The organism is Hymenobacter fodinae, from assembly GCF_004745825.1.
GTDB classification, from domain to species: Bacteria; Bacteroidota; Bacteroidia; order Cytophagales; family Hymenobacteraceae; genus Hymenobacter; species Hymenobacter fodinae.
Window position 1 is genome coordinate 265,819 of sequence record NZ_SRLA01000003.1, and the last position, 25,999, is coordinate 291,817.

The 25,999-nt window shown below is 58.9% G+C and carries 14 protein-coding genes; all 14 read right to left on the minus strand.

The window, feature by feature from the left end:
* Nucleotides 1-209 precede the first annotated feature (209 nt).
* Nucleotides 210-2,276: an alpha-glucuronidase gene (locus tag EU556_RS15045; protein ID WP_135434973.1), complete on the minus strand. Its 2,067-nt coding sequence runs from the start codon at nt 2,274-2,276 to the stop codon at nt 210-212.
* A 138-nt stretch (nt 2,277-2,414) separates the two neighbouring features.
* Entirely contained in the window at nt 2,415-3,371 is a 957-nt protein-coding gene (locus EU556_RS15050; protein ID WP_135434974.1) for a glycoside hydrolase family 43 protein, read from the minus strand.
* A 45-nt stretch (nt 3,372-3,416) separates the two neighbouring features.
* Entirely contained in the window at nt 3,417-5,906 is a 2,490-nt protein-coding gene (locus tag EU556_RS15055) for a glycoside hydrolase family 95 protein (RefSeq protein ID WP_135434975.1), read from the minus strand.
* A 116-nt stretch (nt 5,907-6,022) separates the two neighbouring features.
* Nucleotides 6,023-7,951: an alpha/beta hydrolase-fold protein gene (locus EU556_RS15060; RefSeq protein ID WP_135434976.1), complete on the minus strand. Its 1,929-nt coding sequence runs from the start codon at nt 7,949-7,951 to the stop codon at nt 6,023-6,025.
* 90 nt (nt 7,952-8,041) lie between these two features.
* A complete protein-coding gene (locus tag EU556_RS15065; protein WP_135434977.1) occupies nt 8,042-9,634 on the minus strand; it encodes a glycoside hydrolase family 43 protein in 1,593 nt (530 codons plus the stop codon).
* Between the two features lie 127 nt (nt 9,635-9,761).
* Complete coding sequence (locus EU556_RS15070; protein ID WP_135434978.1) at nt 9,762-11,108, minus strand: family 43 glycosylhydrolase; 1,347 nt, start codon at nt 11,106-11,108, stop codon at nt 9,762-9,764.
* 59 nt (nt 11,109-11,167) lie between these two features.
* A complete protein-coding gene (locus tag EU556_RS15075) occupies nt 11,168-12,685 on the minus strand; it encodes a glycoside hydrolase family 43 protein (RefSeq protein WP_394346117.1) in 1,518 nt (505 codons plus the stop codon).
* Between the two features lie 102 nt (nt 12,686-12,787).
* Entirely contained in the window at nt 12,788-14,089 is a 1,302-nt protein-coding gene (locus EU556_RS15080) for a glycosyl hydrolase family 8 (RefSeq protein ID WP_245327699.1), read from the minus strand.
* Between the two features lie 82 nt (nt 14,090-14,171).
* Complete coding sequence (locus EU556_RS15085; protein ID WP_135434980.1) at nt 14,172-16,100, minus strand: glycoside hydrolase family 97 protein; 1,929 nt, start codon at nt 16,098-16,100, stop codon at nt 14,172-14,174.
* A 32-nt stretch (nt 16,101-16,132) separates the two neighbouring features.
* On the minus strand, nt 16,133-17,818 hold the full coding sequence (locus EU556_RS15090) for a glycoside hydrolase family 43 protein (RefSeq protein ID WP_135434981.1): 1,686 nt from the start codon (nt 17,816-17,818) through the stop codon (nt 16,133-16,135).
* A 226-nt stretch (nt 17,819-18,044) separates the two neighbouring features.
* Nucleotides 18,045-19,808 carry a RagB/SusD family nutrient uptake outer membrane protein gene (locus EU556_RS15095; RefSeq protein WP_135434982.1) on the minus strand — a complete coding sequence of 588 codons (1,764 nt, stop codon included), beginning with the start codon at nt 19,806-19,808 and terminating at the stop codon, nt 18,045-18,047.
* Nucleotides 19,809-19,852: 44 nt separating this feature from the next.
* Entirely contained in the window at nt 19,853-22,972 is a 3,120-nt protein-coding gene (locus EU556_RS15100; protein WP_135434983.1) for a SusC/RagA family TonB-linked outer membrane protein, read from the minus strand.
* A 73-nt stretch (nt 22,973-23,045) separates the two neighbouring features.
* Entirely contained in the window at nt 23,046-23,852 is an 807-nt protein-coding gene (locus tag EU556_RS15105) for an SDR family NAD(P)-dependent oxidoreductase (protein ID WP_135434984.1), read from the minus strand.
* Between the two features lie 39 nt (nt 23,853-23,891).
* Nucleotides 23,892-25,997 (minus strand): alpha-glucuronidase family glycosyl hydrolase, encoded by a 2,106-nt coding sequence (locus EU556_RS15110; RefSeq protein ID WP_135434985.1) that lies wholly within the window; start codon nt 25,995-25,997, stop codon nt 23,892-23,894.
* Between the last annotated feature and the right edge of the window lie 2 nt (nt 25,998-25,999).

Sequence of the window (25,999 nt, forward strand, 5' to 3'; positions counted from 1 at the left end):
TGGCCTAGCAGTGCTTCTTTCAAGCATCATGCCTTACACTCTGCTACCGAGCTAGTAGCGGTGAGCTGGAGCGCAAGACAGAGTGCGCTTCTTGATGTTACTGCTAGGCCTAGGCCAGGTCGCGCTCAAAAAAAGGTAGCCTTCAGATTGCGGCTAAACGGAGCCAGGCGGGTCTGCTCCTAGCCTGCTATTGGTTCAAGGACGCCGAATTATCGGCGGGGCCGCATGTCATCGGCAATAACTGCCTCCAGCGTGTGCATGGGGGGTTCAACGGTGGCAGGAATGGGCATATGGCTGAACTGCTGGAAATACAGCAGACAGGCATCTTTCCACTGCACGGCGTTGCCACTTTGGCTCCGGAGCTTGTTCTGCACCGCGGCAAACCGCTCAGCGTCTACGTAGGGTTGGGCCTGGTCCCAGGTGCGCTGAAACTGCCGCGTTTGCTGCACCCCTTTATCGTAGTGTGCGCACAGCTCATTCCACAACGTATTGCCCGATTTCATCTTGAAATCCCAGGGCAGGTGGTGGAACCACAGCAGGTACTCATCGGGGCAGGTGTTGGGGTTGTTCAGCTGCGAGGCCAGCGGCTCATGATACTGGCTGACCGCATCACTCCCCGCTTTAGTGCGGTCGAAGCCTACCCCGTTCTCACTGGCCTGGTGGTAGTAGCCGGGTGTCCAGTCGGCGCGCATTTTGGGTGGGGCCCACCACGGGCCGGGCCCATAGTGCCCACGGGTAGCCGACATAATATGGTGCAGGCCTAGGGGCATAGAGTAGTTCACCACGGCTTCCCGGCTATCCAGCATCAGTTGCTTTACCGGCGCCAGAAAGTTGGTATTCCAGTCGGGGGCGGTGGTGGCACTAGTCGCCGAGCCGGTAGCTCCGGCAAAGGTCAGTTTCAGCCATTCGTCGGCAATCTGGGCGCTCTTTATCTGGTTGTTCCAGGCCAGCCGGCCAAAGGCGTACCAGTTGGCCTGGGCAAAGTCATGGCCCGTCCAGTTCCGGTCTAGGCCAGTGTTGGCAACGCCGGCCATGGCCGTGTGCTTTTGCGGGTACACGCTGCCATCGGTGACACGGGCCACCGTGCTGCCGGGACCGGCCTGGTAGGTGTCGCTTTGCAGGCACTCCTCCCACATAGTCGAGAGAAACGCCAGGTCGATGGAGTGGCCTAGGTACTCCTGCGTTATCTGAAACTCCGGCATCACGGAGGTCTTTTTCATTGCCCCAAACAACGGGCTAAACGGCTCACGGGGCTGAAAATCGACGGGCCCGTTTTTCACCTGCACAATCACGTTGTCACGAAACTTGCCGTCGAGGGGCACGAATTCGTTGTAGGCCTGCTTGGCGCGGTCCTTATCCGTGGGGCTATACACGAAGGCCCGCCACATCACTAGGCCGTGGTAAGGCTTGAGGGCATCGGCCAGCATGTTGGCGCCGTCGGCGTGGGTGCGGCCGTAATCCTGGGGGCCGGGCTGCCCCTCGCTGCTGGCCTTCACCAGGAAGCCACCGAAATCCGGAATCAGCCGGTAAATCTCCTTGGTCTTGCTTTGCCACCATTTTACCACGGCTGGGTCGAGCGGGTCGGAGGTCTTGAGGCCACCTAACTGGGAAGGCGACGAAAACTTCACCGCCAAGTAAGTTTTCACGCCATACGGCCGCAGCTCGTCGGCCACGGCTTTCACGCGGGCCAGGTAGTCGGCCGACAAGATTTGCGGTGCGGCATTCACATTATTAATAACGGCGCCGTTGATGCCCACCGAAGCGTTGGCGCGGGCGTACTCCCGCCACCGGAGTTTGTCTCGGTTGGTTGTTACAAGTGCGCTGTCTTTGCGCCAGAAGATGGACTGCCCCGCGTAGCCGCGTTCCACTGAGCCGTCGGGGTTGTCCCAATGGTTGAGCAGGCGGTACTCATACGACGGATTGGAGACGCCAGCTTGCGCAGCCTGGCCCGTTTGCTGGCGCCGCAACAGCTCAAACACACCGTATAGCAGCCCCGCCTCCGTACTGGCCTGCACGCCGGTGGGACTAATACGGTAGCCGTCGTATTTAATGGCCTTGTCCTTTTTGAGGGTCAGCGTTACGGTGGCGCCGGACTGGCCTAGCCAGCCTTGCTGCAATTCCTGCCGGGCCGTAGCCAGCACCGCCGAGTTTTTGGCAGACGTCACCACCTTAACTGGCACTGCTTTTTGCGGGCGCAACCACAGCTGGTGGCCGTCCTCGGCTTTAGCCAGAAGGTTTACACTCAGTACTATGATGCTGAAAAGAATTCGTTTCATGTGGGAGCTTTCGTCGTTTGGTTTCTACCAACTCTACTGCATAATCGTACCCCGGCAACTGAGTCCGGACAGGCTAGGCCACCGGCTGCTTTGTCGGCCAATGGCCACGGAGCTGGCCTAGGGGATACGCCCTACGCGTTACTTTACCGGTGCAACTCCTGTAGTCGTCTGCACTATTTTCTGGATGGAGCCATCCTTATTATAGTGCAGCTCATCTACACAGATGGAGCGGCGGTAGCTGCCACCGGTGGGCAAGGAGCCGTTGTGATAAAAAAAATAGCTTTTGCCCTTGTAGTCGATGATGCCGGGGTGGGTGGTGAAGCTGTTAGGCACGTTTTCTTGGATGATGCCGCGGTAGGTCCAAGGGCCGGTTGCGCTGGGGGCCGTGCAGTACTCAATCATTTCGGGCTTGGTGCCCTGGCTGGCATACACGAGGTAGTACAGCTTCTTGCGCTTGTACACCCAGGGTCCTTCGATGTAGTTCTTGATATTCAGCACCGTGATGGGGCCATCCAGCTCCGTCAGGTTGTCCTTCAGCTTCACGTAGCGGCAGCTCAAGTTGCCCCAGTACAAGTAAGCCTGCTTGTCATCGTCGATAAACACGGTAGGGTCGATGTCGTCCCAAGCGTGCGGCTTGTCCTTGGTCATCTCATTCACGATAAGCGCCTTGCCAATGGCATCCTTGAACGGCCCCGTGGGGCGGTCCGACACGGCCACGCCAATGGCCGCGCCGCCCTGGCTGTTGTCGTCCTTCTTATGAAACGTCGACACAAACCAGTAGAACTTGCCCTTGTGGTACACGCACTGCGCCGCATAGGCGTCGCCGGTAGCCCAAGAAAACGTGCGGGGCGAGAGGCGCACGCCATAGTCTTTCCAATGCACCATGTCGGTGGTGGAATAGATGCGCCAATCGGGCATTTTGTAGTTCGTTTCCTGCACCGAAGCTGTGTCGTGGCCGGTGTACAGGAACAGCGTGTCGCGGTACACCAGTGGCGCCGGGTCAGCCGTGAATACGTCCCGGATAATCGGGTTTTGTGCCCGCGAAGGCAGATAAGCTCCGAGGGCCAATAAGGCGGCGAGCAACGTTTTTTTCATAGGGCTAGGGTGTAGCTAGGGAAAGCTAGGTGGGGAGCCACCGAGTTAGCGCGCTTTTAAGGAATAGGTTTTACCGGGTTCGGTGGGAAAATCATAGACAAACGACGGCGCCAACGTGGGCTGCTTAGCCGTGGTTTTGCTGGAAACCAGTGGCGGCTTGACGGCCAGGGTTTGGTAAAATGGGTTGGGGTTCTCGCCCTGCGCTTGGGCTAGCTTAGTGCCGCCGGTAGCTTTGATGGGGCTATGCACCCGCACGCGGCAGTTACCCCCTAGCTTCGAGGTGATGCGCACCCGCGTCACTTTGCCCTTATCCCAGGCTAGGTCTACCACGTAGCCGCCGCGGGCTACTAGGCCAGTTACTTCACCGGTAGGCCAGGCATCCGGCAGGGCGGGCAACAGGTCGAGGGTGCCGTCGTAGCTTTGCACGAACAGTTCGGCCAGGCCGGCGGTGCAGCCAAAGTTGCCGTCAATTTGGAATGGGGGGTGCGCATCGAGCAGGTTGGGATAAGTGCCGCCGCCCTCGCTCACGCCACCGGGCTGGCTGCTCCGAAGCCGTAGCTGTTCGGTGAGCAGTTTGTAGGCATGGTTGCCATCCTGCATGCGCGCCCAGAAGTTCACCTTCCACCCCATCGACCAACCCGTGGACACGTCGCCGCGCTGGGTGAGCGTCACGCGGGCGGCCTCAAACAGCTCGGGGGTACGGTAGGGCGAAATCTGCCCGCTGGGGTACAGGCCGTAGAGGTGGGAAATGTGGCGGTGCTGGTCCTTGGGGTTGTCCACGTCTTGCAGCCACTCCTGCACCTGCCCGTACTGGCCAATCTGCATGGGCGGCAGCCGCTCGCGCAGGGTGCGCAGGCTATCCGCAAAGGGCTTATCCAACTGGAGCAACTCGGCAGCCCGGATAGTTTTCGAGAACAGGTCGAACACCAGTTGGTTATCCATGGTGGTGCCAGTCACCAGCGCAATCTGCTTGCCTTGAAGCGAATACGTATTTTCGGGCGACACCGAGGGCGCCACTACAAGCCACTGGTGGGTGGGCTCCTCCTGCAAGGCATCGACGAAGTAGGTGGCCGCGCCCTTCAGCGTCGGGTAATATTCGCGCAAAAAAGCTAGGTCGCCGGTGAACTGGTAATGGTCCCAGAGGTGCTGGCTTAGCCAAGCGCCGCCCATGGGCCAGAGGCCGTACTGCGGCGGGTCGACTTGCCCCGTGATGCGCCAGATGTCGGTGTTGTGGTGCAGGGCCCAGCCGCGGGCGCCGTACATCTGGCGGGCGCTCTGCTGCCCCGTCACGCTCAGGTCCTTGATCATGCCGAATAGTGGCTGGTGCAGCTCCGTCAGGTTGGTGACTTCGGCCGGCCAGTAGTTCATTTCGGTGTTGATGTTCACCGTGTACTTGCTGTCCCAGGGGCCCTTGAGCTGGTCGTTCCAGATGCCTTGCAGGTTGGCCGGCTGCCCGCCCGGCTGCGACGAACTGATGAGCAAGTAGCGCCCGTATTGAAAATACAAAGCCGCCAGCGCAGGGTCATTACCCTGGGCAAAATTGGCGATGCGCTGGGGCGTGGGCAACTCGGCGGCGGGCGTCACCCCTAGGTTCAGCGTCACGCGGTTGAAGTAGCGATGGTAGGCCGCTACGTGGTCGGCCAGCGCCTGCTTGTAGGGCTTGCGCACGGCGGAAGCTAGGTAGGCGGTGGCCCGCGCGGCCGCGTCGCCGCTTACATCGTGGTAGTTGGTGAAATTGGTGCTGATGGAAATGTAGAGAGTGGCGCTGTTGGCGTCCTGAATCCGAATGCCCGTGTCGGTAGCTTGCATGGTACCGCCCTCGGCCACGGCCTGCACCCGCGTCTGGAAGCGCACCTTGCCTTCCTGGCCTTCGTGCTCACTGCCGCGGCCATCCAGCACCAATTGATTTTGGTCAACACGCTGGGTGTGCTGCATCGGGCTTTCCTCGCTGAGCTGGCAGCTAATGCTGCCCGGCTTGCTGGCTGTGAGCCGCACGATAATCACTTGGTCAGGCAGGGAGCTGAACACTTCACGCCGGTAGGTTACCCCTCCCACTTCGTAGCTCACCGAGGCCACAGCCCGGCTGATGTCTAGGTCGCGCTGGTAGTGGGTAGCGTTGTCGTGGCCCGGAAAGTCCAGGTACACGTTCGACGCCATTTGGTAGGGCATGCCGCTGTTGCCGGCGGGCTGCATCTGGGCTTGGGCCAAGGCCTGCGCTTCCACCAGCTGCCCGGCTAGTAGCTGCTCGCGGAGCTGGCGTACTACCGGCAGGGCGTCGGCCTTCACGTTGTTGTTGGGTCCACCGCCCCAAATGGTTTCCTCGTTTAGTTGGAGCCGCTCACGTTGGGGCGCGCCAAACACCATGACTCCCAGGCGGCCGTTGCCAAGGGGTAGCGCCTCGTTCCAGTTGGCAGCCGGCTTATCGTACCACAGCCGTAGCGGGGTAGGCTTCGGCTTACCGGCCGCGGCCTTTAGGGTGCCCGCCCAGCAAAGCAGTAGCAATAAGACCCTGGCCAGGCGTGGGAGTGTTTTCATGTGTGGGTGAGATAGCGCTACATCCTAAGGGAGTAGAGTGCTATGGTTTATCTGAATACTCATCAGCATGACGGCCTATAAGCTTACTATCAGGCTTCTTAGCCGTAGCCAGCGGCCTAAAACAGCTTCTGAGCGAACATATATAAGTCGTGGCGCCAGACAGGCCAGGTGTGGCCGCCGGGATACTCGCTGTACACGTACTTAATGCCGAGCTCATCCATCTTGGCGCGCATCACTTTGTTATTGGCGTAGGCAATGTCTTCCTGCCCCCCCATCGAAAGCCACAGCTGCTTGAGGTTGGTGTTGATGGTGCCCGCGTTGGCCTTCATGTATGCATACTGCGGGTCCGATAAGGCGGTGTTGTTAGCGAAGAAGCCCGAACTGAATACTCCTAGGTAGGCAAACTGGTCAGTGTTCTTCATGCCGGCGTAGAGCGTCTGTAGGCCACCCATCGAGAGGCCGGCCAAGGCCCGATTTTGGGCGCCGGATGCTACGCGGTAGTTGCTTTCTACTACCGGTAGTACGGTTTGCTTCAACTCGTCTTCGAAGCGCTTTAAGGTTTGCTCACCGAAGCCGGCTAGGCCACCAGGGCCGCCCATGTTGCCGTCGAGCATCACCACGAGCATGGGTTTGGCTTTTTTATCGGCAATCAGGTTGTCCAGGATTGTCCCGGTTTTGCCTTGCTTGGCCCAACCGGTTTCGTCTTCACCGCCGCCGTGCAGCAGGTAGAGCACCGGGTATTTGGCGGAAGTGTTAGCGTCATAGCCCGGCGGGGTGTACACGAAAAACCGGCGCCACGAATTGGTGACTTTGGAGAAGTACCGCCGCTCGCGTACCTCGCCGTGGGGTACGTCGCGCATAGCGTAGAAGCTGGTACCGCGGCCAGGAATTTCGATGCCGCTGGCCATACGACCCATGCCGTAGAAGGTGTCGCTGGCAGGGTCGGCGATGGGCAGGCCGTCGAGGATCAGTGAGTAGTAATGAAGGCCCCGGCTCAGGGTGTCGGTGGTGGTGGTCCAGGTGCCGGTGCTGTCCTTCACCATGTCGTATTTGCGACCCAGGTCCAACTGCGCCTTTTGCACGCCGGGGGCCTTGAGGCGAAATACGGCGCGATTGTCGGGCAGAATCTGGGGGTATTTCGCGTTGCGCACGTTGGTGGCAGCGGGCGCCCCTAGCACGGTGTAGGTGGGCAGCGCCGCTACATCCACGGGCTTGAACAGCTGCTGCGAGAACATGTACAGCCCGTTTTTCCAGACCTTGAAGTCGTGCCCGCCGGCTTCTAGGTAGTACACGTGCGGCACGTTGTGCTCGTAGAGGTAGTCGTGGGTACGCTGGCTTACGGGCAGCAGCCCGTCGGCGTCGCCGCACGAAATCCAAAGCAGCTTGAGTTGCTTCTTGGCTTTCGCCGGATCGGGCACCAGCTGCTCGGGCTGCTTGGTGTTCGGCGCCGAGGAAAAGCCGCCCACCCAGGCAAACTTTTCGAGGTGGCCTAGGCCGAAGTTCAACGACTGCCCCCCACCCATCGACAGCCCGGCAATAGCCCGGTCCTCACGTTTGGTGAGGGCTGGGTAGTGCTTCTCGATATAAGGGATGAGGTCGGTGAGTAGGTCTTGCTCGAAGTTGGCGAAGGCAGCCACCTTATCGGGGCCGTAGATATTGCCGATGGGCCGGTCGTCTTTCATGGCCCGGCCGTTGGGCATCACCACCAACATGGGTTTGAGCTTGCCCGCCGCGTATAAGTTGTCTAGAATCACCTGCGGGCGTCCACCCTTGAGCCATTCCTTCTCGTCGCCGCCGATGCCGTGCAGCAAATAGAGCACTGGGTACTTCTTCTTTTTGGAATAACCCGGCGGCGTGTACACCAGCGCCTTACGCACCGTACCCACGGTTTTTGAGGTATAGCTGATGCTGTCGATGCGGCCGGTGGCAATGCCCGCGACAGGCTGGTCGAAGCCTTTAGGGGCCTCCATCACCATTTTTTGGGCCAGCGCTGGCTCAGCACTCAGCAGGGCCACGCTCGCCAGCAGGGGAAACAATACTCTCATAGTAGTGGGTAGGAAGTGCGCCGCCTCCACGGGCAGCCAGGTGAAGGAAGGAGAAAGAGCTCTAGGTAATCAGCCGCACGACGGCGCCTATTATTTCGAGTTGGCCGTGGTGTACACTGCCAACCCGAAGTCGTAACCGGGTTTGTCGTTCAGGCGTAGCGGCTGCCGGTTGAAGTAGGCGCCGCCCGCTGGGTAGGCCTCCTGCCGGCTCGCACGCCAGAAAAGCGGCGCCGACTTTTCCAGCCCTTGCAGCTCGAAAGCGTAGGTATGGCCGGCCTGCAAAGGAACCTGGTTAGCCCCCGTGAAATCGAATTGCAACAGTCCGGCGGGCTGCGGTTTGTAAGCAATAGTTAGTCCCTTCCCGCCCCCTAAGAGGTTGGTGCCGGGGGTATAGGCTGGGTTGTCCTGCGTACCTAGGTCGTAGAGCGCCAGCGTAACGGGCTGCTTGGCATCGGTACCGAAACCGTCGCCCCCAAACAAGTCGAGGCGGGTGAGTTTGCCATCGACTGGCACTCGGAAGGTCTGGCCCAGGCTGGTGCCGCCCTTGTCGTGGTTGAAGCTGATGTTGTCGAGGGCAGTGTTGGCCGGATTGGGTATGGTGCTCAACAAGGGCGCGCCGGGCCATTGTGTGGGGCGCGGCTGAAGGTTTTGCACAACCGTAACGCCGGGGGACGTAGTGGCCGGAGCGTTGGTGGGCGGCGCGGGGCGACTGGTGCTAGGTTTGGGCGGCACACTCACACCGGCTACGGTTTGGGTGATGGGCTGAATCGTGCCGTCGGGGTTGTAGTACAGATACTCTACGCACACGCTACGGCGACCTAGGGCCCCACTTTCGCCGGTGGGCAGGGTGAGCGTGGCGTTGTGGTAGAAGAAGTACGACTGCTTCTTGAACTCGACAATGCCCGGGTGAATGGTGTAGCTGTTCTTGGCCTGGTCAGTCAGGATGCCGCGGTAGGTCCAGGGGCCAGTGATTTTGGGAGCGGTGGCATAGCACATTTTCTCCCACATGCCCTGGTGCGCGAAGGCGGCATACGTGAGATAGTACAGGTTGCCCCGCTTGTGCAGCCACGGGCCTTCGGTGTAGTTGGGCAGCTCGATGCGCTGCACGGGCCCGTCGAGCTCGGTCATGTTGGGCTTGAGCTTGACCAGGTAGCAGTTGGGGTTGCCCCAGGCCAGCCACGCCGTGCCGTCGTCATCCACGAATACGGTAGGGTCGATGTCGTCCCAGCCGTTGGGGCCGGGCGTGGTTTGGTCGGTGACAAGGGCCGAGCCGCGAGCATCCACGAAAGGCCCAGTGGGGCTGTCCGACACGGCTACCCCGATGGCCTTCCCCTTAATGGGCGCATCTTGCTGTACCGTTGCGAAGAAGTAAAACTTGCCATTGCGGGCTACCACTTGTGCGGCCCAAGCGTCGCGGGTGGCCCACTTAAAGTCGCGCACGTTCATGATGGGGCCGTGCGCGGTCCAGTTTTTCATGTCGGTGGTGGAGTAGCACAGCCAGTCGTTCATGTTGAACATCTGGCCCTCCTTGGCCTCGTCGTGGCCTACGTAGAGGTACAGCTTATCCTTGTACACCAGCGGCGCCGGGTCGGCGGTAAATACGTCGCGGATAATCGGGTTTTGGGCCCGCAGAGGCAGAGAGGCCACCACAGCCAGAGCGCCGACGAGCAAAGTATTGTTCATTGACATAAATTGAAAAGCTTCACGTAAGGCAGATTTTTCTAGGCCAGGTACTCATGTCCCCCTGAATATCAACAGGCAACGCTCTGGCTTCCGCGCCTAAGCAGCGACGGTCCTAGGCCAGGCTACCTCACTCAAATTTGACCCAATCAATCTCGACGGGATTATTCGTTTTTGAGGAAACGACCAACGTGTGCGTACCAGGCTTAAAGGCAGTCAAGGGCACTTTCACCTCCCGCCATTGGCTGCCCTTGGGCACGGTCACCTGGGCTAGCACCGGGCCGGTGGCGCCGTCGGCACGCAGTTGCACGGTAGCGCCGGCCGCTGCCATTGTGCGAAGCATTACCGTCTTGAGCGGCTGCTTGCCGAAGGCCACGCCATTGTATTGCACCCAGCCCTGGTTGTTGGCAAACATGGTTTTCCAGCCCTGAAACTTGTTGGCAGTATCTAGGAAGGCAATGGAAGCGCCGCTGCTGCTCAGGCGGCTGTAGCGGTCCAGTTGAATTTTCTGCTTGGCATCGGTGAGGCCTACGCCGCGCAGGGTGGGAACTACTTTGCGGATGGCGCCGTCGGGCTCAAAAAACAAGCTATCAATGCGAACCGACCGGTTCTTATCGAAATTGGGCGACAGGTCGTTGTGGTGGTAGAACAGGTACCACTGGTTCTTGAGCTCCAGCAAAGAGTGGTGGTTGGTCCAGCAGCCCGTCGGCGACTCGTCCATAATCACGCCCTTCACGGTAAACGGACCTAGCGGGCTGGTGCTGGTGGCGTATTCGAGGCGCTCAGTTTTGTTCTCGACGTGCGGATAGGTTAGGTAATACGTGCCGTTACGTTTAAACAGGTACGGACCTTCCTTCAAGCCTTTGGTCGGCAGCTCGCCCAATGTAACGGGTTCAGAAGCCAGCTCCAGCATGTTCTCCTTCAGCTTGGCCCCGTAGATGTTACCCTGCGACCAGTACAGGTAGGCCTGTCCATCCTGATCGATAAACACATTGGGGTCAATGCCGCGCACTCCTTTGATAGGCAACGGCTGCGGTACAAACGGGCCGGTGGGTTTATCGGCCACGGCCACCCCGATGGTGAAGCCCTTGCTGATGGTCGTGTCTTTGGGGGTAGTCGGGAAGTAGAAGTAATACTTGCCGTTACGGTACATGCAGTCGGGCGCCCACATGCTGTAGCTGTCGGGCTTCACCCAGGGCACCTTATTTTGCGTGACGATGACGCCGTGGTCCATCCAGTCGGTGAGGTTGGCCGAGGAAAACACGTGGTAGTCCTCCATCACAAACCAGCCGGCCCGCCCGCGCCCCGGCGTGGCCCGAATGTCGTGCGACGGATACACATACACCCGCCCGTTGAACACGCGCGCGGTGGGGTCGGCGGTAAATTGATTAGTAATAATCGGGTTCTGCGCCTGGGCCGCGCCGCCCAACAGGCAGGCTAGGCCAGTCAGAATATGGGATAGTTTGTATTTCAGCATTTCAGGTGGGAATAGTTGAATAGGTTAGAGGCTTCGTGCTGCTGGGGTGCTACACTCGCTTACTTAGCTCCAGTAATCTTGTCGGCAATGCGGAAGTAGTCGAAGTCGGCGTAGCCGCCTGCACTCTTGGTGGCGTAGTTGAACAGCCCAAAGCGGTAGCCCATGAAGTGTGGCAGTGTGTAGGCCATCTTGAGCGGACCGCCAATGGCTTTCCACGTTTTGCCATCGAGGCTGTAGTAGAACGTCGCCACGTCTTTGCGCTCCGTGAAGTCACATTCCGCCTTGAAATACACAGTGTTCTGCGTCAGCGGCAGGCGCTGCACTTCCACCGGCCGCTCCGATTCGGCGCTAATCATGACGATGGATTTCTGGCCGTTGCGGTTGTCTACACCTACCAGCCCGTAGCGCTTTTGTAGCAGTGCCAGACCGGCAAAGTCTCCGTCTTTGAGGTGCGACACATCCAGAGCCGTGATGCCAGCGCTGGTCGGGCCGATGGTGCGCTGGGTTAAGGTGTTGCGCGCCAGCAGGAAGGTGGTGTCTACGCGGCCGGTTTTAAGGCGAAGGTAGCCGGGGCGGTCGGTAAGCGACCAGAGGGAGTTTTCGGGGTTGTGGTTCCACTGCCACACCAGCGGCAGGGCAGGCTCACCCTTGCGTCGGCTGAATTCATCCGACGCTACGATGCCCGGAATTAGCCCCTTGCTAAGCGGCAAGGCCAGCGTGGTAGGCACCTTGCCATCCGTGCCCAGCACCGGCCAGCCATCGGCCCAGGTTACGGGCACCAGGTACGGGATGCGTCCCACGGCGCCGTAGTCGCGGAACAGGTAGGAAAACCACCGGCCATCGGGCGTGTCGATTAGGCCGCCCTGGGCCACGCCTAGATCTTGCAGTGCCACCCGGCCTTCGTAGGGGCCGGTGAGCTTGTCGGCCCGGTGCACTACCACTGTGCGCATACCGCCCTTAGGCCAGGTGATGTTGAAGAGATAATACTTGCCCTTGATTTTAAACAGCTGCGAGCCTTCGGCGGGCAGGCCTAGGTTAGGGCCGGCGGGGGCGCTGGCGTTTTCGATCAGCACCTGCTCGGTAGCGCCGGGCTTCACGCCGGAGACATCGGCCGTCAGCTCCACTATCCGTAGCTTGCCGGCGCCGTATATCAGGTACACGCGGCCATCGTCGTCAAAAAACAGCGAATGGTCATGGTAGCTCGGCTTGAACGACACGGCTTTCCAAGGGCCTTTCTCGATGTTCTTGGTCGAATAGATATAGGTCTTGCCCGTCGTTTGGGCGAACGTCGAGACGTAATACGTGCCGTTGTGAAACCGCAGACTGCTCGCCCACGAGCCGCGGCCGTAGGTGCTCTTGCCGTTGCGAAGCGCCAGTTCATCTTGGGTACCTAGCGTATCAGAAGCGTAGCTGACCAATTGCCAGTTGACCAGGTCCTTCGACTTCATGATGGGCACGCCCGGCGTCATGTGCATGGTCGTGCTGCTCATGTAGTAGGTATCCCCCACCCGTATCATCGACAGGTCCGGCACGTCGGCATGGATGATGGGGTTTTGCACCTGCTTCACCTGCGCCATCAGTGGCCGAGCAACGGCGGATGAAAGAACTATCCCAACTAGTAAAATACTGTGCTTCATTGAGTAAGGCATGGGCGGGTGAATACCGAGCAAGGGTAGTAATTACTGTTGCGCGGGTTTGATAGCCTGATACTTGCCGCTTAGGTGCATTAAGCTAAATAGGTACAAAAGTCCATCGTAGTACGGGTCAAAGTAGCCGTCCTCGTAGGGCTCAAGCTTAGCGTTCCAGAGCGCATGCACGAAGGCCAGGTCCCGGTCTTGATGCATGAGCGAGGCCGACGCGCTGGTGGCTACCAGGCCTAGCGAGTGTCGCAGCTTCTTGACGTCGCCCGCTTGCAAGATGAAGTCGGGCCGCGAGCCGTCCACGTTGAACTGGTCCTCGAATGTGTTTAGTCCCTTGCTGCGCAGAAAGCCCTGGAAGCGCCGCGCGTACTGCTCCTGCCAGGCTTTGTCCTTGCCAAACCACACGTAGTCCATGGCAATGTTCATGGGCACCCGCCACGAATCGTAGCGGAATGCTGGCGGCGCCCACTTGGTGGCGTGGGGCTTGCCACTGAACTCGGTGTAGTCGTAGTTGAGGCCAGTGGGCGCGGCGCAGGCGCGGTGCAGAAAGGCCCGCGCCGTATCGGCGCACGCCCGGTAAAACTGCTCGTGGCCGTCTTTGGCGTAGGTGGCCCACACCTCCAGGAAGGCCGGCACGTGGTACGACGGGTCGGTCCAGTTGTACATATCCCCCACCGGCACAAAAGTGATTTGCTTGTGCTCGGTGTTGAAGAGGTTGCGCACCCCGCCAGTGCCGTCTTTCTTCCACGAGGCATCCAATATCCGACGGGCCTCCTGGTAGTAGTTGATACCAGTGCTGTTGCCCCAACGGTTGGCAGCAAATAGCAGGCTGGTAACAAAATACAATTCGCCATCCGAAGCAGGTCCTTCCGAGTTAAGCTTCATGGTAGTGGTGCTGAAGCTCCAGGCGAAATAACCTTCCAGCGGGCCGCTTTGGTGCTGCAGATTCTTCTTCGACCAGCGCCAGAGGCGGTCAAATACCTCTTTCTTGTTGAGCTGCACGGCTACCATCATCCCGTACGACATGCCTTCAGTGCGGGCGTCGTGGTTTTTCAGGTCCGAGACGTAAGCCATCGAGTCGCCCACCTCGAAGTACACCTTGTTGGGCCCTTCGAATACGTCGTGGTAGGCCTGCGCTACTTTCTGGTCGATGGCGGCCTGGCTGTAGCCGGCCTCCCGCAGCAAGCTAGGGTACTTGCCCGAGTAAAAAGCCCCTTTCTGTGTGGTAGGCGCCGGCTTGGGGGAGCGCTGGGCAACTGCGCTATCTAGGCCAGTATACAACAGTCCTAGTAGTAGCAAGCCCATTCGGCTGCGGCGAAAGAAAGAAAAGCGTGTTTTCATAGAGAGGTATGGCAAATCAGCGTCGGTGCACGCTCAGCACAAGCCACCGGCTTGATTAGGATTGAGAATACTGACCAGTGGCCTAGGGCTGCACCACGAAGCCGCCTCGTGCGGGTAGCGTCACGCTGACGGTGTTGCCTGACACGGCTCGGGTGCTGAAGCTGCGGTTGGTATCTCCATCGGTGATGAGCGTGCCACTCTTTAGGCCTAGCTTGCTGAGGTCAACCTGAATAGTTTTGGGCGCGTCGGTGGCGTTGATGCCGGCCACGTACCACCCGCCGCCGGGGGCCTGGCGGGCCAGCACCGCATATTCGCCGGGGAAGCCGTCCACGTACTTCACATCGGCCCAGCGCGGGGGTAGCTTCTTCACGAAATCTTGCACGTAAGCGGGTTGCGCGGCCATGCCTTCAGGCACCTCGGCGTAGTGCTGAATGCCCGACTGAAACACCACCGATAACGCCAACTCGAAGGCATTGGACGTGCGACGCTGCTTGCCCCGAATCTCCGAGAAGGCCATGGGCGTAAAGTCCATGGGGCCTACGGCGTTGCGGGTGAAGGGCAGCGTGGCGCAATGGGTTGGCTCCTGATCGGTACTGCGCTGGTCGAAGGTCAGGAACTCAAAGCCCTTCACCGCTTCCATCGTCATCAGGTTGGGGTAAGTGCGATTCCAGCCCCGTGGGATGGTGGTGCCGTGGAAATTGACCAGCAGGCCGGCTTGCGAGGCATCGACTAGCAGGTCCTGGTAGTAATTCATGAACGACTGCCCATCACCCCCGAAGAAGTCAATTTTCACCCCGGCTACACCCATCTGCTTGATACGGGCAAACTCCTTGCGGCGGCTTTCGGGCTCAAACAGTACGTTGGTGGGCGTTTGCGGAGCCTGGTTCCATTGGCCGTTGGAGTTGTACCACACCAACAGGCCTACGTTTTTGGAGCGGGCGTACTGGGCTAGCTCCTGGGTTTTCTCGTAGCCGATTTGCTTGTCCCAGAGGGCATCGACCAGGCAATAGCGCCACCCCATATTGGCGGCGTAGTCGATGAAGCGACGCTGCACATCGTAGTTGGTGTTTTGGTCGCCCATCAGCACCCACGACCACGACGATTTACCGGGCGCGTCGGTGAGCAACGGCGTTTTAGCGGGTGCGCTCAAGTCCGTCGTCAGGGTCGATTCGACAATAGGCGCCAGCGAATTGCCAACCACCACCACGCGCCAAGGCGTGCTCCAGGGTAGGCGGCTTTCGGGCAGCAGGGCAGCGTCGGGCGTAGTTTTTTCGGCCGGCTGCGGGAAGGCCACGGCGTACTCGGCATCGGGCGACTCGTGGGCTAGGTGGGTGCCGGCGTAGGTGCGGCCCATGCCGGCCTCAGTCAGCAATACCCAGTGCCCGGCAGTTTGGAACAAGGCCGGAAACGACCACCCTTGCCCGATGGTAGAAGGCGTGCCGGCCGCAATGCCACGCTGGTAGTTCTCCTCGTACGAAGGCTGGGTGTTGGCAAATCCAGTCTGGGCTTTGGCGTGCGGGTGCAGCCAGCCCTTGGCCCCGGCCGGCAGGTGAAACGTGGTGCCCTCCGCCGTGATACGCTGCACCTCTTGGCTAGGCCCCTCCAGCACATACTGAAACGCTACCCCATCGTTCGACACCTGAAACACCACGCTGAGCTGCGGCGTCCCGGCCGTGCCCGTAAAGTGCAGCACGCGCCGGTTGGCCCGGTAGCGGCAGTTGGCGCGTTTGTCGGTGGCCAGCTGGTAGTTGTCAGTTACGGTGGTTTGCTTGTCGGCTTTTGTGAGTTTGAGACCTTGCGTAAGATCAGCACTGGCGAGGCGTAGGCCTAGGTGCGAGGGCCGTAGCAGCTCAGCTTGGCGGTACCTTACGGTATAGGTGGGCTGACCTTGAGCCGTTACGTCTACTGTCACCAGCACAGCTCCGTCTGGGCTGCTAATTTGGATAGGCTTAGCGGCCTGAGCGACAGCAAGAGGCAGCGCCAGCAGGCAAAGAAGTGGAAGGAAGCGCATACAGAGAGAGTGGAAGCGTAGCAGGCTGCAGATTATTTCTTGTACATGGGGTCGTGCCCTTCGTACTTCAGCCACTTAAAGGAGGCCGTGTTGGTGGTGGGCTGTCCGGCCGACGTGCCGTACATGCCGTAAAGGCAGCCGATAAAGCCGCCCGCTACCTGCGTGCTCAGGAAGCGCGCATCCACTTTGTCTTTCAGCAGCGTGTAGTTTTTGCCGTCCTCCGAAAAGCGGAAGCTGTAGGTGTCACCATCAGCGTTGATGCGCAGCTGCACCTTGCCGGCCGCCGTTTTCAGCGGTGCTTTCGCCAGCAGCTCAGTGTTCTTCGCGTCGGCGGTGCTCTTGAATAGCTGCACGACGGGCTTACCATTCTCGACCGATTTGCAGAGGTAGTAGAAGTGCTTCTCGTCCTGGAAAACCACTAGGCCAGCCGTTTCATTGGCCGCCTTAGCTGAGAAGGTCAGCTCGGTTTCGGCGCTGCCGTACATGTGCTGCTGCCGCTTGCCAATAAAGGCCGGATTGCCGGTTTCGGCTACCGTTTCGGGCTTAAGTTTCAGGGTAAGCCCTTTGGCTTTGCTCAGCGAGAAATTGGTGCTGTCAACGGTGCGCATGAACAGCAGTGCGGGGTCGAGCTGCTTCTCGAAGGTGAGCGTGTAGCTGAAGTTGCCACTCTGCGGCAGGGCGCCAGGCTGCTTCACCTCGGGGAAGTTGGCCTTATAGGAGTACTGCACACCATTAGGGCCAGGCACCGTCACGGGCCAGCCGTCCTTCCATTCCACGGGCACGATAAACGTTTCGCGGCCAGTGTTGTAGAAGTTACCTTCGTAGGGCCGCACAGCCAGGAAAATGGCGTAGGTCTTGCCATCGGGCCCTTCCACAAACTGGGCGTGCCCAGCCGAGGTAATGGGGTCTTTGCGGTCCTTGGGCAGCTCGCGCTGCGAGAGGATGGGGTTCTTCTCGTAGGGTACAAACGGACCGAGAGGCTCCTTGCTGCGGAAGACCACCTCGGTGTGGTTTACTGAAGTGCCACCCTCAGCCGCGTAGAGGTAATACCAGTCGCCGCGCTTCATCAGGTGCGGGCCCTCAATCCAAACGGGCTTCTTGCTCAGGTCTACTCCCCCATTCACTACGATCTTGGCTTCGCCTACCGTTTTCAGGGTCTGCGGGTTTAGCTCAATAATCTTGATGGAGCGGTGGCCGTCATAGAGGGGCTTATTTTCGGGTGGGTCGCTGTTGTAGATAACGTAGGCCTTGTCGCCCTCGAAATACAGCGAAGGGTCGATTCCGCGTACCTCAGGCATGAACACTGGGTCGCTCCACGGACCGGCGGGGTTTTTGGCCGTTACCACAAAGTTGCCCTTGTGGTCAATTTGGGTGCAGGTAACGTAATACGTGCCGTTATGATACTCAATAGCGGGCGCAAATAACCCGCGGGTCATCCGGTCGCCCATGAAGGTCATTTGCGAAGGCCGGTCTATCACGTTGCCAATCTGCTTCCAGTTCTTCAGGTCGCGGCTGTGCATGACCGGAATGCCGGGGAAGTAGGAAAACGTGGAGTTTACCAGGTAGTAGTCCTTGCCAACTTTAGTAATGCTTGGGTCGGGGTAAAAACCCGTCAAAATAGGATTAGCTAACTCAATCGATTGTGCGAATAGGCTTGAGCTTTGCACGAGTAAGGCGGTCGTAATACCCAGCAAGGCTTTCAGGTTCGTTCGTCTCATATTATGTGGTGAAGGTTGTATGTAGTGTTGGCCTATTACTCTAGGCCACTCCGGTAGCCAGGAAAGCGCTTCCAAGCCTAATTAAGAATCAGACAAGCTTATTTCTTACTAGTTGCTTGCCAGGTAGTGTAAACATATTGCCGACAGCATACCTAGACCGAACGAGTTCGGGTTCGGTAGTACTGCCGGCAATGTGTTACTCTTCGCGTACTAGCTGCTCACCCAATTATTGGGGGTAGCCGGGGTTTTGCGTGATTTTGCCACCCGTGCGGTCAATTTCCTGACGTGGAATAGGACGCAGCACATGGTAAGGCTGAATGTTAGCTGCAGCTGCAGAGCCGTAGTTATCGGTTACACCGGGGATGGGCGAAGGCTTAGAGCTAATCAAAGCTGGCACGTACTTCTTCACGCGCTCGATCAGCTTGCCAGTGCGCACCAAGTCGTACCACCGAACTTGCTCACCAGCCAATTCACGGCTGCGCTCATCTAGGATGAAGTCAATGTTGAGCTGGCTTTCGGTAATCTCCATTTGAGCGGTTTTACCAGGAGCAGCAGCGCGGCGGCGCACCACGTTGATAAAGTCGCGGGCCTTCGTCAGGTTACCCAGGTACATGTTGGCCTCAGCAGCAATCAGGTAGGTTTCCGACAGACGCATCAGGATCAGCGGACGGTCGGAGCTGGTGTTAGCAGCTGGACGCGTGGTGTCATCAAACTTGTTGATGAAGGGCGAGAAGTTCGTGGTGTAGGTGCTTGGAGTACCTACTACGTATGGGCCATTCGGACGGGCCGCAATGCGGGCGCGCTCGGCGGCCGTAATTTCACGACCGGCATACCAGGCGGCAGTATCCCCTACTACGGCTTTCGGGTTGAAGCCAGTGCCACCGTTTACACCTGGCGAGTTAACCAACCACAGCGTAGAGAACCACTTGCTGTAACGCGTATCCGTAGTGCGCCACTGCCGGTCGGTGGTTTCGCTGGGCAGGATGTAGGAGTTCAGCAGGTAAGGCGTAGAAGTCAGACGACCGAAAGGACGGCCATATACTACGCTACGAGCTACGTTAGGCAGCAGGTCGTAGCGGCCACGGAACAGGTAGTTGGTTTGGTTTTGTCCGGCACCACCAGCACCGTTATCCGAGATACCCGTGAAGGTAGGGTCGGTGTTGAACTGTACGTTCATCAGCACCTCCTTGCCGTTCTCGTTGCCTTCCTTGAACACATCGGCGGGGTCAGCCTCCAGGCCTTTGCCGTATTTGCTGGCATCCCGAATGAGTTCTTCCGAGTACTGCGCGGCCTTAGCATAGTCGTCGGCCTGCTTGGCAGTAGACGTAGCGCGGGTGAGGTGTACCTGGCCTAGCATGTGCAAAGCCGTGGCCCGCGTTACGCGGCCAGGCTGCGCCGCCGTGTTAGAAATTGAGCCGAGCGCGTCGGTCAGGTCCTTCACAATGGCATTATACACATCAGCAACCGGAGCCCGCGTAAAGTCCTTAGTGGGAGTATCCACGAAAGTCAGATACAGCGGAACGTCGCCGAACGACCGCACCAAGCGGAAGTAGAACCAGGCCCGCAACACTTTGGCTTCGGCCACCACCTGTGCAATGGTAGCTGGCGGAATACCCTGTACCGAGTTGGCGTACTGGATTACGCCATTAGCCGTGTTGATAGCGCGGTAATAGCCACCCCACGTGTTAGTAACGTTGCCGTTGGTGCCGTTCAGGGCACCAGCGTTGTAGTCCTCGAAGCCTTCCGTTGTGGCAAAGCCCCGCATAAACTCGTCAGTGCCCTGCGAGATGAAGATGGATCCACCCTGGTCAGCAGTAGCACTGCGGAGGCTGGAGTACACACCTGATAAACCAGCTTGGACACCTTCGGGCGTACCGAGGAAGCTAGGAACCAACACGGAGCGAGGATTCTCGTCCAAAGTATCTTTGCTGCAGCTGCTGGCGGCTAATAGCAAAGCCAGCGCCGAACCTGTGAGCAGAATCTTTTTCATATGGATGGGAAACGCACGTAGCGTCAGGGAAAATTCAGGGAAAATTAGAAACCTACATTCAGACCCACAATGAAGGCGCGGGTAACGGGATAGTTGGTGCCGTAGTCGAAGGAAACGCCACCGTTGTTAGCCGTGCTGCCGTTGAAGCGGGTTGAGTAAGACAAGGCATCTGGGTCGATGGCTTTGTTCTTCTTGTAGTACTCCACCGGCGACCAAATCAGCGGGTTCTGCACCTGCACGTAGATGCGGGCCGTGCTCATTTTAGCGCGCTGCGTGAGGGTAGCAGGCAGCGTGTAGCCCAGGTCAATGCTGCGCACTTTAATGAACGTACCGCTCAGGTAGGCCAGCGACTGCGAGTTCAGCACGAAGTCGTTGAAGTAGTTCTGGTTCGGCTGCGGGAAGCGGTTGTTAGGCGTTTCTGGCGTCCAGTAAGGCAGGTTGAGCTGATTGCGACGGCCGCTGAAGGTAGTGATGTAGTTGGAAGGGAACAGCAGCGGATCTACTACCGTAGCACCAACGCGGGTGAGGCCTACAGCAGTCAGGTCGAAGCCCTTGAAGCGGAAGCGCTGGGTCATACCGGCTTCAAACTTCGGCTGGCGAGTACCAATGATCTGACGGTCGGCGCCATCCACTACCCCGTTGCCGTTGAGGTCTTCAATTTTAACCTGTCCGACCCGGGTACCAGCCTTAGCAGCTGCGTCGGCTTCGTTCTGCTGGTAAATGCCGGCGTACTTGTAGTTGTAGAAGACATACAGAGGCTGGCCAATGAAGCGCTGGTTGCTGATGTCGCTCCGCTCGTTGCCGTTTTCATCTTTGCCCAGGCCTAGGTCAAGTACTTTCTCCCGGTTGATGGTGAAGTTCCAGTCAGTGCTCCACTCGAAGCCACTGCTAGAGCGCACGTTCACCGTGGTTAGGCTAATCTCCAAACCGCGGTTCTGAGTCTGGCCAATGTTACGAGTGAAGGAGCCGTAGCCGCTGGTAGTAGGCAAGGCGTCGGGCAGCAGCAGGTCGCTGGTACGCTGCTGGTAGGCCTCTATCGAACCGGTTACGCGGTTGTTGAAGAAACCGAAGTCAAGACCAAAGTTGGTGGTAGCAGTGTACTCCCAGCCCAGGTTGGGGTTCGGAATGGAGTTAGGTATTACGCCGGCTACGCCAGTGCCGCCGAAGTTATAGTAACCGTTGCCCAGGTTCGACACCAGGGAGCCCAGTGTCTGGTAGGGGTTAACGGCGGTGCTACCCGTGCGGCCGTAGCTAGCACGCAGCTTCAGTACGTTCAGCCAAGCCTGTCCGCTCAGGAACGATTCGTTGGCAATATTCCAGGCCACAGCGGCCGAGGGGAACGGCTTAAATTTGTTACCTGGGGCCAAGCGCGACGAGCCGTCTACGCGCATGGTCAGCGTAGCGGAGTAACGGTTATCGAAGGCGTAGTTCAGGCGGCCCATGTAGGAGATAATATCCCACTGGCTCTTGTTGCTTCGCGCAAACGAAGGCGTACCGGCACCCAAGTTAAATGCCTGCTGGTAGTTAGTGGGCAGGTTCTGAGCACCGGCCTCGAAACCGTCGGTGCGGAACTGTTGCCAGCTGTACAGACCGGTGAAGTTCACATCGTGCTTTTCAGCAAACGTGCGGTTGTAGGTCAGCAAGTTTTCAACCAGCAAGTTGAAGGCAATGCTGTTGTTGCGCGTGGCCGCGTTCTGGCCACCGGCCTGCGCCGGCGTGTTAGATGCGAAGAACGACTCGTTGTTTTCCGTGCGGCCATCGAGACCGAGGTTTAACCGGTAATCCAGACCTTTTAGGATGTTTACCTGACCGTAGAGGCTGTTGAACGTGCGCAGACGGCGGCGCTGCTCAAAGTGCGCATCCTTGGTGTAGTAGTTGAGTGGGTTGGCCTGCGCGTTGTCGGTGTTCGGGAACAGAATAGGGTTACCGTTGGAATCGTAGGGCGAAGCCAGGGGGCTGCTCGTAAGAATGTTGTATGAGATATTCAGGTTCGGATCATTCTGCTGGGTGAAGGTGTTGAGCGTGTTCAGGCCCACCTTAATCCGCTTGCCGATCTGCTGGTCGAGGGTACCACGCAGGGAGTAGCGCTTGATGCCTTGCACGGGTACAATGCCGGTTTCATCGTAGTAGCCCAGCGAGGCCGAGTACTGGGTCTGATCGGTACCTCCGCTCACGCCCAGGGCGTGGTTCTGGATCCGACCGTTCTGGAATAACAGATCCTGATAGTCGAAGCTGCGACCGGCGGCATAGTTAGCCTTCTCATCATCGGTAAGGAAGCCAGCTGCAGAATTAGGATTCTGCCCAGCTGCCCGGAAAGCTTCCGCACGGTAGTTGTAATACTCCTGGCCGTTCTGCAGGTCGTAAAGGCCGTAGGGCTTTTTCACGCCGTAATAGGCGCTGTACGTTGCCCGCGGAGCACCAGACTTACCACGCTTGGTGGTAATCAGAATAACGCCGTTAGCACCACGCGCACCATAAATAGCCGTCGACGAAGCGTCTTTCAGCACTTCCAGCGACGTGATATCGTCGGGGTTCAAGTCGTTCAGGTTGCCATCAAATGGTACGCCGTCTACTACCAGCAGCGGGTCGTTGCTGCCTGCAAACGAGCGGTTACCGCGGATACGGATAACCGGTGCCTGACCGGGCGTGGTGCTGGTGCTGGAGATGTTTACACCAGCCGCACGGCCCTGCAGTGCCTGGCCGATGTTGGCTACCGGCACATCGCGCAGAGACTGCTCATCCACCGAAGAAATAGCGCCTGTTACCTGGCTTTTCTTCTGCACCCCGTAACCTACTACTACTACCTCATTCAGGGCTTTAGCATCTTCCCCCAGCGTGGCATTAATGGTAGTCTGGTTGCCAACGGCTACCTCTTTAGAGGTGAAGCCCACGAAAGAGAATACCAGAGTAGAGCCAGCCGGAGCTGCCACTGTGTACCGGCCTTCTCCGTCAGTCACCGTACCGGTAGTGGTGCCTTTCACTACCACGTTTACGCCGGGCAGCCCGGCACCATCTGTACCGACAACGCGGCCAGAAACTGATTGTGCGGTAGCCTGGGCCTGTACCGCTGTAGGAGCCAGTAGGCCGCCAGCTAATGAGAGCCCGGTAGCCGCCAGAAGTGGCCAGCTTAGGCCCAACGCCGTCTTGCGTAAAGGGAATTGCATGGAGTGTGGGATTTGTGAATGAGGGAAGAAACTGCTGAACGCCCCGGATTACCCAGGTGCGGTATTCGTGAAATTAGAAACCAATAGAGTTGCCGCCGTCCACGGGCAAGGAAGCACCCGTGATATAGCGGGCAGCGTCGGAGGCGAGGAACACGGCAGCGTGCCCAATGTCTTCGGGCTGGCCAAATTTGCCCATGGGCGTGCGGCGCATAGCCCGGTCGCGGCGGTCGGGGTCGGAGTTCATGGCGGTGCGGCTCATCTCGGTTTCAATGAAACCAGGAGCAATGGCATTCACGCGCACATTGTCTTTGGAGAACTCCGAGGCCAGTACTTTCACCATCCCCTCCACTGCCGACTTCGAGGCGGCGTAGGCCACTACCCGGTCGATGCCGTAGTAGGCGGCCATGGAGGAAATCATCAGAATCACGCCACGTTTGCGGGCCACCATGCGCTTGGCGCAGGCCCGGGTGAGGGCAAACACGGAGTTCAGGTTGGTGTGAATGATGCGGTTGAACTCCTCGTCGGTTACTTCCAGCGCAGGCTTCTTCATGTTGATGCCGGCGTTGTTTACCACGATGTCCAGCTCGCCATACGTGGCCTCAATGTGGTCTACCAACCCATCGAGCGAAGCCAGGTCGCACACATCGTTGGTGAGGTAGTGCGCCGAAGCCCCCAGGTGAGATACGGCTTCCTGCAGCACTCCCTCGCGGCGGCCCGTGATGATTACGGTAGCGCCGGCTGCCACCATGCAGCGGGCAATTTCCAACCCAATGCCGGTGCCACCGCCCGTGATAAGGGCAAGGCGACCTTCCAGTGAGAAGGGGCTCGACTGGGTGTTGGGGTGAGCAAGTTGAGCGAGGGTGGGTGTAAGATTTTCCATTCGGAGTGAGGTATTGGAGCCAAATAGAAGTTGGCAGGATTAGCGAAGCTGGTAGATGTCGACCAGCTGTTTGATTTCAGCGAGAGGACGCGTGGGCGGCGTGAGCGTGGGCGGTAGCGGCTGCTTGGAGTAGGTCTGGAAGTAGAGCACGCAGGCATCGCGCCACCAGATGGCTTCGCGCTGCTGAATGCGCAGGCGAGAGGCTACATCAGCGTGCAGCTCGGCATCAACGTTAGGCTGCACTTGGGCCCACTGCTGCTGCATCCACTGCACCGAGTCGGCGCCGGTGTAGTAGCGGGTGGCTAGCTCGTTCCACAGCGTCTGGCCGGTATTCAGCGTCTGGGTCCAGGGCACGTGGTGGAACCACAGCAGATAATCGGGGGGGCAGGTAGCAGGGTCACCCCACTGCTTTTGCACTTGCGGCGCGTACAGGCCTAGGGCATTGCTACCGGTAGCGGTGCGGTTGAAGCCCAGGCCTACAGCGTCGGCTTTGTGGTAGTAAATAGAGGTCCAGTCGGGGCGGGCGCTTTTTTCCAGCCAGGGCTCGGGTCCGTAGTGGATGCTCTGGCCCATGATGTGATGCAGACCAAGGGGCGTGGTGTAACGCACATAAATATCCCGCGACTTCGTGAGCAGATCCGTGATGGTGCTCACGGCCTTGGGCTCCTGAGTCAGCGTCATCTTGGTCCATTCCTCGGCAAGAGCCTGCGAAGTAAGCGTGTGGTCCCAGGCAAGGCGACCGTAGGAATACCAGTTAGCCTGGCCTACGGGGTGCCCGGTCCAATTGCGGTCGGAGCCGATGTTGGCCACGCCCGCAATGCCGCTAATTGCATGATTATCGATTGTGCCATCTACTACCTTAGCCACCGTTGATCCGGGGCCCTTCGCGTAGGTATCGGCCTCCAGACATTCCTTGATGAGCGGAGCCAGATACACGAGGTGGGTGGCGAAACCCAGGTACTCCTGCGTGAGCTGCACTTCCAGCACCAGCGGCGTTTTGGGCATGGCCCCGAATAGCGGGTGGAATGGCTCGCGGGCCTGGAAGTCGATGGGGCCGTTTTTCACCTGCACCAGCACCTTCTTCGCAAACTTGCCATCAAGGGGCTGAAACTCCTGAAATGCTTCTTTGAACCGGTCGCCGTTGGAGTTGGCCTTATACACGAAAGCGCGCCACATCACAATGCCATCGTGCTGGCCTAGGGCTTCGGCTAGCATGTTAGCCCCGTCGGCGTGGTTGCGGCCGTAGTCCTGGGGGCCGGGTTCGCCCTCGGAGTTAGCCTTCACCAGGAAGCCTCCGAAATCGGGAATAACCTTGTATATCTCGTCGGTTTTAGCGGTCCACCAGCGGCGCACCTGGGGGTCCAAGGGATCAGAGGTTTGCAGCCCTCCAATCACCTTGGGTGCAGCCCACAGCACCGACATGTACACCCTAATCCCATAAGGTCGCATTACATTGGCCAGGGCCGCCACCTTCTGCAGATACTCTGCCGTCAGGAAGCGGGCGCTGGCATTTACGTTGTTGAACACTACCCCATTAATGCCGATAGAGGCATTGGCGCGGGCGTAGTCGCGGTAGCGCGGGTCAATTACATCGGGTAGCTCCTGCCATTTCCAGATGGAAGAGCCCGCGTAGCCCCGCTCCACGGTGCCGTTGGGATTGTCCCAGTGATTCAGCAGGCGGTACTCAATGCGGGGCTTGCTGGTCAGGTTGACGTTAGCAATTGACTGGCCGATTTGCAAGTGGCGCAGCAGGGCAAATGCCCCGTAGAGCGCGCCCTTATCCGTTGCCCCGGTTACCACTACGTTGCCGCCTTGAGTGCTCACGCGGTAGCCCTCCTCCCCTAGCTCGGGGTTAGCGGCCACCGACAGTACGATGCCGCCTTTGCCTTTGCTCTCCCCCATTACGGGTACCGACTGGCCTAGCAGCCCCAGCAAGCCTTGCTGCAACTCGCGGCCGGCCGTTTGCAGAATGGGCGAAGCCCCGGTGGGCACGGCAATAAACTTTGCCTGTTTTTGGTACGCCTTGCGCTGGCTAGCGTCGCGCACCAACTCATACTTCAACCACAGCCGGTACCCATCGTCGGCTAGGCCACGCTGAGCAAAGGTGCAGAGTACAAGAAGGAGCAGCAGAGAGCGGAAGGACATAG